Consider the following 9120-nt stretch of genomic DNA (forward strand, 5'->3'; position numbering starts at 1 on the left):
ACTTTATTGGGTCAGATCAATAAAGGACAGTTTATTTTTTATGGTTATTTTGTTTGGGTCATTTTAGTTCGATAATCTGTTCCATAATATTCAAGTTCTTCTCTAAATCCCTGAAAGTCGCCCTCGAGTCCACTTACTAAATTGTGAATACTTGCAGGCACGCTTTTATAGAATTTAATTGAATTCTTTCCGGTATATGCAGATCGACTATCCTCAAACCACGCATCATTTTTAGGTGAGAAAAATTCCTCGATACAGTGATGAAAAATTCGAAAAAGGATTTTTTCAGCAGCTGCTTTTTGAAATGGCACGCTCTGCAAGATGACTGAACATGCCTCGAAGCCTTCTTCACAAAAAACCAACAGTTTTCTTAAATTCGATAAGATTAATTTATAATAGTTCTCATCACCTGTTACCTGTTGTTTCATTTGTGAAATAGTTATTTCATTTAAAAAAGCTTCTAATGTACGATTTGTAGAGGATAAAAATCCTGCAACATCTTTTAGCTGCGTTTTAACTAGTGAATTTTCCATCCTTACACTCCTCTAAGTTCTTTTTAGCCCTTACTATCTCGTTTGTATAATATAGTCAAGCGGGGAACGGAGTTCAAATTTATTATTTTGCTTTACAGAAAGCACGACATCAGTTAATTTATCAAAATCTATATCTTGAAAATAAGATGTAAATTCTGGTTTAGAGTTAATATATAACCGCTTTCTATTGCGCAAACCCGGATTCTTTATTAAACACACCAAGGCTACAATATCCTTAAAAGTAACTTGGATATTGTCTTTTGTCAAAATTGGGTCTTGTTGATAAGGAGTGAATTCTTGGATAAATTCATCAAAATATCGTACATATAAAACATGTAGTGTCTTTTCCTCGGAACCGTCGATAAAGGTTACTACACTTCTATTAAAGAAGTCCTCTGAGGTATTTGATTTTTCCTTTTCTAATTCGTACCCAGCACATTCTTTTATGAACAAATAAATCAATCCCCTTTAATCATTAACTAAGTCTTCTAATTCCTTTGAAATATATTCCTATTTTATCACAATTAGTAAGAATTGTTTTGATTTTGGCTGTGTTAAATTTGTCTGTTGATTTTAAGTATTAAACGTATCTTGAAACTTTTCAAAAAATAGATCTGCTTCTTCCTGAACATATTCTTCTTCGACTCTATCAGGGAGTGCAGGGAGTTCCTCAATGTTTTTCAAACCAAAATAATCAAGAAACTCCTTAGTGGTTCCATATAGGTAAGCTCTTCCTGTCCCTTCAGCCCTCCCCACTTCTTTTATCAATGCCTTAGACATTAAGGTATGAAGTGGTCTTTCTGTTTTAACTCCACGTATCTCTTCAATTTCAGTCCGAGTAATGGGCTGTTTATATGCAATAATCGCTAATGTTTCCAAAGCTGCCTGGGACAAAGCTGAAGTATTAGGTGAATCAACCAGCCTTTTTAAGTAGGCCGCATTTTCTTTTTTTGTGGCTAGCTGATACGTACCAGCGAGTTCAACGACCATGAGTCCCCGATCGGTGTTTTTTTCATAAGCTTGTATCAATTCTTCAATAATTTCGCTGGCCTTTCGTTCTTCTATCTCTAGGACCTCTGCCACATGCTTTAAGGTAAGTCCTTCATCACCAGCCGCAAATAAAAGACTCTCTAAGATACTATGCCACTTAATTAACTCCAAACCCTCTCTCTCCTTCCTTTACAGAATAAACAAAGATATCACCAAAGTTCTCCTGTTGCTCTACATCTATTTCATTTCTTTTAATAAGCTCTAATACTGCCAAAAACGTGATTACGATATGTTCTTTAGCAGGTATGCTAAATAAATCATAAAAATTTTTACGTCCTGTTAAATTTTTTAACTCACTCATGATTTCAGTCATTCTTGTTTCAATCGATATTTCTTGTCTCGTTATCTTCGTAGACAATGGTCTTTGCAGCTTTTTTCTTCGTAATAGTTTTTGGAGAGCAGCCAACATATCATAAAGGGTAACATTTAATTCCGTTTTTTCTGGCTGCTTGTCCTTTGCCAAATCAGAAAGGTCACTCGGAGGTTTCGTATACATTAGTCCACGCTCTTCCTCTAATGACTTTAAATCAAGCGCGGCATCTTTGTATTTACGATACTCAATCAGCCTTTCAACAAGCTCATCCCTTGGGTCTTCTTCGTATCCCATTTCTGAATCAAATTCATCCACTTCTTCTTCATGCTTTGGTAATAACATTTTACTTTTTATTGCTAATAGAGTGGCTGCCATGACTAAAAACTCACTGGCAATATCCAATTTAAGTTCTGTCATAGTTTTTATATAGATTAGATATTGCTCCGTTATTTGGGCAACAGGAATATCATATATATCAATTTCAAGCCTATTTATTAGATGAAGCAGTAGATCCAATGGTCCTTCAAACGCATCAATTTTTACATTATAGTGTATCATCTTTCACCAGAACCCTTAAAGTAAATTTCATTTTAATTATGACTAGTATTAGTATAGAGGATTCATATAGCCTTATCCAATAGAAAATTCATTCATTCCTCATTTATTTAAAAAGTGATGTTGGCCCATAACACTGGACAAGGACCCTACATATGATGAGAGTGAAAAGAATAACAAAACAATATAGGAGGTTTTTGAATATGTCTGATGGCGGTTACGGTTTTGGCGGCGGTTTTGCATTAATCGTGGTTCTATTCATTCTGTTAGTTATTGTTGGTGCTTCTTGGTTCTAATAAAATAGAGCTAAAGCCAGGGCCTGCTGTTTTTTGATAGCGGGCTTTTTTCTTTGTAGGTATGCTAAACTGTACATATCATATGGAATGAGGTGGGATATTTTGTACCCAAAGGAGTATATTGAATTTTTAGCTCATTTTAATGGCGATCGTGATTATTTTGAATGTCATGAAATATTAGAAGAGTTCTGGAAAGACTCAAACGAGAGGGAAAAGGATTCTATCTGGGTAGGACTTATTCTTTTGGCTGTATCGAGATATCATCACCGGCGGGGAAATTTTATTGGTGCTAATCGAACCTTGGAAAAAGCCATTACCATTTTATCGCTGAAGGCTGGCCACCAAGGCAATCTGGGGCTGGACTTGGGTATTTTATTTCCTCTTCTTTCAAAACTTCTTACACAAATCCAAAAAGAGGAAAGGTATCAAAGTATTAATTTGCCAGTTTCCGACCACATTCTTTTAAAAGCCTGTTTAAAGAAATGTAATGAATTAGAAATTATCTGGGAGCAAAATAGTAATCTTGAGGATGAATATATTGTGCATAAACATAAATTACGTGACCGGTCACCTGTAATAGTAGAGCGTATGAAAGCACTAAAAAATAAAGGCAGCGGTTAAGCACCGCTGCCTCATCTTAAAATTAGCAAAAATCACATTTTTCCACAAATGGTGCTGTGTTGTCATTTGCATTTATATCCTTATCAGGATACATATCCTTCAACGATTTAACCATTCTTTTCCCAACCCCTTGGTGACGATGTGACGGATTGACAGAAATATGCTGGATCAAAAGCGAAGAATCATGGTCATTCATTTGAACACCAATAAGACCGATAATATCTTCTTCCTTCCATAGAAAAAGCTGTAAATTCTCTTCTGTTTCATATTCCTTAATGGTTAATTGGAGTTTCTTTAAGTCCTTTTCAGTAGGCATAAAGGACAATAAGCCCATGGCTATTTTTTCGAATGTTTTCTTATAACGAATTAACATAATAGCTCCCTCATTATATTGAATAAACCCAGTTAGGGATAGTATATTTTTACCATCTTACACATAAATAAACAGTTTTATCTATAATATGTAGTCAATCAGGTAAAGTGTTTCATTATTGTCAATCATACATAATAAATGTTTTTCAATCAATCCCAATATTAATTATTATTTCGGAACAATAAAAACCCAATATATAATCCCCCAAATTAGTGCTAGTCCAAAAAGAATACCGAAAACGGTCCAATTACTTTTCTTCATCACAAAACCTCCAAAAGGATTTGAAGACGGTACATGAGTCATTCTACACTATCCGTAAAAAATAATCCATAATACAAATAAACCGCCGCACTACGCGGCAGTTTATTTACTTTAAAGGTAGATCTAACCGAATTAAATCTTCATATGTTTCTCTTCTAACCACAAGTGTCGCCATGCCATTTTCAACAAATACCACTGCAGGACGCGGGATGCGGTTATAATTATTGGCCATTGAATATCCATAGGCGCCAGTACAAAAAACAGCGAGAAGATCGTCTTCCTCTGTTTCTGGGAGTGGTAAATCCCAAATCAGCATATCGCCAGATTCACAACATTTACCAGCTATCGACACCTTATTCGTTGCCTCTGCTAACGGCCTATTAGCTAGTACTGCTTCATATTTCGCCTGGTAAAGAGCAGGTCTAATATTGTCACTCATTCCCCCGTCAACTGCTAGGTACTTTCTTACTCCAGGTACTTCTTTTGAAGAACCAATTTGGTAAAGTGTTGTACCTGCGTCACCTACAAGCGAACGGCCAGGCTCTATCCATATCTCAGGCATTTCCATGGAGTATTTCTCCACTAATTTCTTTACTTCTTTAATTATTTCACTAACATATTGTGAAGGTAATAGTGGTTCATCTTCACTTGTATAGCGAATTCCGAACCCTCCGCCAAGATTCAGGACTTTTGCTTCAAAATTAAAATCATTTTTCCACTGATTCAATTTTCCAACAATTTTTTCTGCAGCAAGCAAGAAACCAGTTGTTTCAAAGATTTGCGAACCAATATGACAATGTAAACCTAAAACATTAAAGTTATTAAAGCGAAGAGCGGTACGTAACGCTTCCTCTGCCTGTCCATTTTGCAAATCAAATCCAAACTTTGAATCTTCCTGACCAGTTAAAATATAATCATGCGTATGTGCTTCAATCCCAGGAGTCACACGAAGTAGAATGCTTATGGTTTCACTTTTTTCTATGCATACTGTTTTTAAAAGCTCTAATTCATAGAAATTATCGACCACAACACAGCCAATTTTATACTCGAGGGCCATTTCTAATTCTTCTCTGCTTTTATTGTTTCCATGAAAATGTATCTTCTCAGCTGGAAAACCCGCCTTAATAGCCGTAAATAACTCTCCGCCAGAGACTACATCTAAAGATAACCCTTCCTCTTCAGCAAGTTGTAGCATGGCAATCGTCGAAAATGCCTTGCTCGCATATGCAACCTGCGCTTTAACTTTTTGCTCATCGAAGGTCTTTTTAAATCCCCTTGCTCTTTCTCTCATCAATGATACGTCATAAACATAGAGAGGAGTTCCAAATTGCTCGGCCAACTCTACTGCATCTACTCCGCCGATTTCCAAATTACCCTTGCCGTTTACCCCTGTTGTCCCGTAAAAATACATGTTCTTCCCTCTCTCCGTATAGACTGACTCTTAATTAGTATATGGTCAAGCATTAAAAAAGTAATAAATAAATAGACAGAATCCATAAAGGATACTGCCTATTTTGTTAATTTAAAAATACTTTAGCACACCAATGCCTATTGCGCAATCATTTATTGTTAGGTGGCTGACGGTAACGATTTCTCGGATGAACAATACTTGGCCTAAGGATTGAACCAGGTACTGCCCGACGGAAAATGATTTGCAAAAACCCCTTTGGTTCAAACGGTAGGAACGGCCAAAAATATGGAGTATTAAAGGTACGAGTTCCAACTAGATGTATAAACAACAGAGTAGAACCAATAACGAATCCTGGTGTATGGAAGATTGAAACAAGTATCACCAAGACCATTCTTCCTATTTTATTTGCAACACTTAACTCATAACTTGGTGTGGTAAATGAACCGATACCCGCTATAGCAACATAGAGAATAACTTCAGGAACAAATAATCCAACGTCGATCGCAATTTGCCCAATCAAAACGGCGGCAATTAAACCCATCGCGGTTGATAGGGGAGTCGGTGTATGTATGGCCGCAATCTTTAAAAATTCAAGTCCAAAATCTGCTAATAGAATTTGAAGCACAATTGGTATATTCGTTTTTTCGTTTGGCCCGATAAACGACAGCCTTTCCGGCAGCATGGATGGTTCTAAGACGAACAACAGCCATAATGGAAGTAAAAAGATAGATGTTAAAATACCCAAAAAACGTGACCAGCGAACGAAAGTCCCCATTACAGGTGCTTCACGAAATTCTTCAGCATGCTGCACATGATGGAAATAAGTTGTTGGTGAAATGATAACACTCGGTGAGGTATCAACATAGATAACGACATGACCTTCTAGAATATGGGCAGCTGCGACATCTGCACGCTCCGTGTATCTTACTAATGGGTAAGGGTTAAATCCTTGTTTTAAAATAAACTCCTCAATCGTCTTATCTGCCATTGGGATTCCGTCAATTTTTATTGACTTCAGCTCTTTGCGAATAATATTTACTAAATCCGGGTCAGCGACATCCTCAAGATAGCCAATTGCGATATCTGTTTTTGAGCGTACCCCTACTTTTAATATCTCAAATCGAAGTCTTTCATCGCGAATTCTTCTTCTCGTAAGCGCTGTATTTAAAACAATGTTTTCTACAAATCCATCCCGAGAACCTCTTACAACCTTTTCAGTATCTGGCTCTTGCGGGTTACGGCCGGGATAGCTTCTGACGTCAACCCCCAGTGCGATCGTCGCCCCTTCAACCACTACTACAATCAATCCGGATAAAACCTGAGTGACCATTTCATCCAATGTTTTAATCTGCTGAACTGATTGATTAACGAGACGATTTTCGACGATTTTAAAAAGGTCTGCGGAAAGTTTTTCATGATCATTAATCGCAACTAATGATTCTACTATTTCTATGATATACCTGGTATCACATAATCCTGTCACCCAGTAAAAGTGTACATCTTTTTTTAATATTTTTAACTTACGAACACCGAAGTCAAAACTTACACCTAAACCAACCCGTTGTTTCATATAATGTTCAATTTCTTGCAGCGATTCAGGAATCGGCCAAGTTTGCTCGTTCTCTTTCGTCACGATATCTACTCCTTTCGAGTATTAGCTCAACCGCCTTTTTCGTAATGGGCGCCCCTCGTTCATAATCATCACGCCGAGCCATTTTTCCCACATCTCCAATTCCAACAATAATCGGAACATCTAATTCATCAAGGCAATAAACGGTATCTCCATTTAACCTGCCTATCTCGAGCTCTGGAATTCCGTGTTTATCAACACCATATGGCGTTATTTCCCCATCCCTATCGATGCTTACATCGATTTTTGTCCATTCGGCCTGATGGGTTTTGGCTGCAACAGCAATAACGCCTAAAACTTCTATATCCTTATGGGTAGCAACATATTTCAATGCCTGTTCCCCCGAACCTTCTCCAACCAGGCCACTGTCATCAAACATTACCAATACTGGGTCATTAGCAGCCTTTTTTATTAACATTACAAGCTCCTCACCAGTTAATACAGAGGGATTCCCCTGAGACATCGTAATACATCGCCCACCTACTTCATGGGCGACATGTTCGATTGCCCTTTTTGCATACTCATCTCCATCCGTAATTAATATAACCCGTCTGCGAATACTCATTCTGGTTGTCCTTTCTAAATCGGGATGCGGAAGACGCCTTCTAGAAAAAGCTAATGCTGTTTCTTCATGCGGGGCAATGCTATCGAAGCTTGCCCTTTTGGAGTAAGACACTGCCGGTTTTAAAGGTGAACAAAATAAACCCATTGGAAAATTGATCCTACAATTTTCCCTAGAACAATCGCCATTATTAGGATGATGATCTTCCCATCAATTCCCAGCCTTTTTGCAAGCACAGGGAACACGTTTAATGCTTCTGTAAGCCCAGCTGCTAACATTCCAACAAATACACCTCCGACTAATCCAAGAGGCATCATAAAATATGGAGATAGTGCTAATATCGGATCTCTTAAACTCGCCGCTACACCCGTTAACGCACCTAAAACTACACCCCATTCATAGTGTCGAATCATTTTCATCGTTTTTGTCAGCTGGGTAAGTCTAGGAATAATGCCTAGAACGGTTAAAAATGCTACAAAACCGGAACCAACGGCTAATCCACCTGCAAGCCCAATAAACATTACAGCAATTACTTTAATCGTCATTTGTACATTTCATACTTTCCTTATTTTCATGAATAATCACATAGTTATCTAAATCCATTTGATAGTTAAACATCTCAACTTCCAGGGGACTAGGTTCCTCGTTAATCCTTTTTTGAAATACATGATTGAAGAATAAGATCATCCCTAAACCTAAACCGATAGAATAGGGAATTTGAAAAATCCAAGGTTTTGAATCTTCGACGCCTGTAATGATTCTGTACAACTTTTCCTGAACACTCCGCATACTGACATCGTCATGAAAGTTCATAATCGCCATGGCTGAACCGAAAAATAACAAAAACCATATTAAGATGAAAAATGGAAAGGACATTTGTCTTTTCTTAAGGATCACTTCGATAATGGTTTGTGCCGGCCCGATGGTTTGAACTTCTACATCCTCAATTAAACTGGAAACCAATCTAATGATTCTCATAACATCAATGATGATAATATTTTTATCTTGTTCGGATATTTGGTGAACCTTCAAGTTTTCCAATTGTGGTACGATGGATTCTGGAGCTATGATTTGTGCAATATCCTTTAAATAAATACTCTCTTCCGGTTTAGCCAGAACACGGTTCCGCATGCGGATGTAGACTGTTTTTTCCAAAACATTCACTCCCCACACATTGATTTCTTTGTATAACTAGTATTAGCAAAAAATCTATCTTTACTATAAAAAGAACAGAAATGCAAAAATCGCCGGGCTAATTGTTACGATAATTTGGAAAGACTCGGTTTATCGGCTATATCCTCGGCTAATTGTTACGATAATTTGGGGAGAACGAGTTTATCGGCACTATCCTGGGCTAATTGTTACGATAATTTGGGGAGACCGAGTTTATCGGCACTATCCTCGGCTAATTGTTACGATAATTTGGGGAGACCCGGTTTATCGGCATTATCCTGGGCTAATTGTTACGATAATTTGGAGAGACTCGGTTTATCGGCACTATCCTGGGCTAATTGT

12 protein-coding genes are annotated in these 9120 nt (G+C 37.5%); 2 read left to right on the forward strand and 10 right to left on the reverse strand.

Features of this window, described 5'->3' with window-relative positions; genetic code table 11:
• Positions 1–44 precede the first annotated feature (44 nt).
• The 4 genes from V7108_RS26720 to V7108_RS26735 form a co-directional block, all read right to left on the reverse strand.
• The gene (locus V7108_RS26720) at positions 45–533 is read right to left on the reverse strand and encodes a YpuI family protein (protein ID WP_335517434.1); all 489 of its coding nucleotides are present in this window, start codon (positions 531–533) and stop codon (positions 45–47) included.
• Between the two features lie 33 nt (positions 534–566).
• Entirely contained in the window at positions 567–986 is a 420-nt protein-coding gene (locus tag V7108_RS26725) for a hypothetical protein (protein WP_335517437.1), read from the reverse strand.
• Between the two features lie 120 nt (positions 987–1106).
• The gene (gene scpB / locus V7108_RS26730) at positions 1107–1694 is read right to left on the reverse strand and encodes an SMC-Scp complex subunit ScpB (RefSeq protein WP_335517441.1); all 588 of its coding nucleotides are present in this window, start codon (positions 1692–1694) and stop codon (positions 1107–1109) included.
• Positions 1681–2454: a segregation/condensation protein A gene (locus tag V7108_RS26735; protein ID WP_420489106.1), complete on the reverse strand. Its 774-nt coding sequence runs from the start codon at positions 2452–2454 to the stop codon at positions 1681–1683. Before V7108_RS26735 ends, scpB begins: the two co-directional genes overlap by 14 nt.
• 200 nt (positions 2455–2654) lie before the next feature.
• Between V7108_RS26735 and V7108_RS26740 the strand changes: the two genes are divergently transcribed.
• Positions 2655–2747: a YjcZ family sporulation protein gene (locus V7108_RS26740; RefSeq protein WP_335409098.1), complete on the forward strand. Its 93-nt coding sequence runs from the start codon at positions 2655–2657 to the stop codon at positions 2745–2747.
• A gap of 102 nt (positions 2748–2849) precedes the next feature.
• Complete coding sequence (locus tag V7108_RS26745) at positions 2850–3368, forward strand: DUF309 domain-containing protein (RefSeq protein ID WP_335569858.1); 519 nt, start codon at positions 2850–2852, stop codon at positions 3366–3368.
• Positions 3369–3390: 22 nt separating this feature from the next.
• On the opposite strand, the gene V7108_RS26750 is transcribed toward V7108_RS26745, so the two are convergent.
• The 6 genes from V7108_RS26750 to V7108_RS26775 all read right to left on the reverse strand — a co-directional run bounded on the left by V7108_RS26750 (position 3391) and on the right by V7108_RS26775 (position 8760).
• A complete protein-coding gene (locus V7108_RS26750) occupies positions 3391–3741 on the reverse strand; it encodes a GNAT family N-acetyltransferase (RefSeq protein WP_335517452.1) in 351 nt (116 codons plus the stop codon).
• Between the two features lie 367 nt (positions 3742–4108).
• Positions 4109–5413, reverse strand: coding sequence for a diaminopimelate decarboxylase (gene lysA, locus V7108_RS26755; RefSeq protein ID WP_335569859.1), 1305 nt, complete (start codon positions 5411–5413; stop codon positions 4109–4111).
• 148 nt (positions 5414–5561) lie between these two features.
• A complete protein-coding gene (locus V7108_RS26760; RefSeq protein WP_335512349.1) occupies positions 5562–7046 on the reverse strand; it encodes a spore germination protein in 1485 nt (494 codons plus the stop codon).
• Positions 7009–7608 (reverse strand): stage V sporulation protein AE, encoded by a 600-nt coding sequence (locus tag V7108_RS26765; protein ID WP_335569860.1) that lies wholly within the window; start codon positions 7606–7608, stop codon positions 7009–7011. Before V7108_RS26765 ends, V7108_RS26760 begins: the two co-directional genes overlap by 38 nt.
• 119 nt (positions 7609–7727) lie before the next feature.
• Positions 7728–8150 carry a stage V sporulation protein AB gene (locus V7108_RS26770; RefSeq protein WP_335512350.1) on the reverse strand — a complete coding sequence of 141 codons (423 nt, stop codon included), beginning with the start codon at positions 8148–8150 and terminating at the stop codon, positions 7728–7730.
• Positions 8140–8760: a stage V sporulation protein AA gene (locus tag V7108_RS26775; protein WP_335512351.1), complete on the reverse strand. Its 621-nt coding sequence runs from the start codon at positions 8758–8760 to the stop codon at positions 8140–8142. The genes V7108_RS26770 and V7108_RS26775 overlap by 11 nt, the downstream gene beginning before the upstream one ends.
• Positions 8761–9120 lie beyond the last annotated feature (360 nt).

The sequence above is a fragment of the Neobacillus vireti genome (assembly GCF_036962345.1).
In the GTDB taxonomy this organism is placed as follows: domain Bacteria; phylum Bacillota; class Bacilli; order Bacillales; family Cytobacillaceae; genus Neobacillus; species Neobacillus vireti_A.

Bases quoted from the DNA above. Each gene is read 5' to 3' on its own strand.
- V7108_RS26720 (WP_335517434.1), bottom strand. From the start codon at position 533: ATGGAAAATTCACTAGTTAAAACGCAGCTAAAAGATGTTGCAGGATTT.
- V7108_RS26735 (WP_420489106.1), bottom strand. From the start codon at position 2,454: ATGATACACTATAATGTAAAAATTGATGCGTTTGAAGGACCATTGGAT.
- V7108_RS26740 (WP_335409098.1), top strand. From the start codon at position 2,655: ATGTCTGATGGCGGTTACGGTTTTGGCGGCGGTTTTGCATTAATCGTG.
- V7108_RS26750 (WP_335517452.1), bottom strand. From the start codon at position 3,741: ATGTTAATTCGTTATAAGAAAACATTCGAAAAAATAGCCATGGGCTTA.
- lysA (WP_335569859.1), bottom strand. From the start codon at position 5,413: ATGTATTTTTACGGGACAACAGGGGTAAACGGCAAGGGTAATTTGGAA.
- V7108_RS26765 (WP_335569860.1), bottom strand. From the start codon at position 7,608: ATGAGTATTCGCAGACGGGTTATATTAATTACGGATGGAGATGAGTAT.
- V7108_RS26770 (WP_335512350.1), bottom strand. From the start codon at position 8,150: ATGACGATTAAAGTAATTGCTGTAATGTTTATTGGGCTTGCAGGTGGA.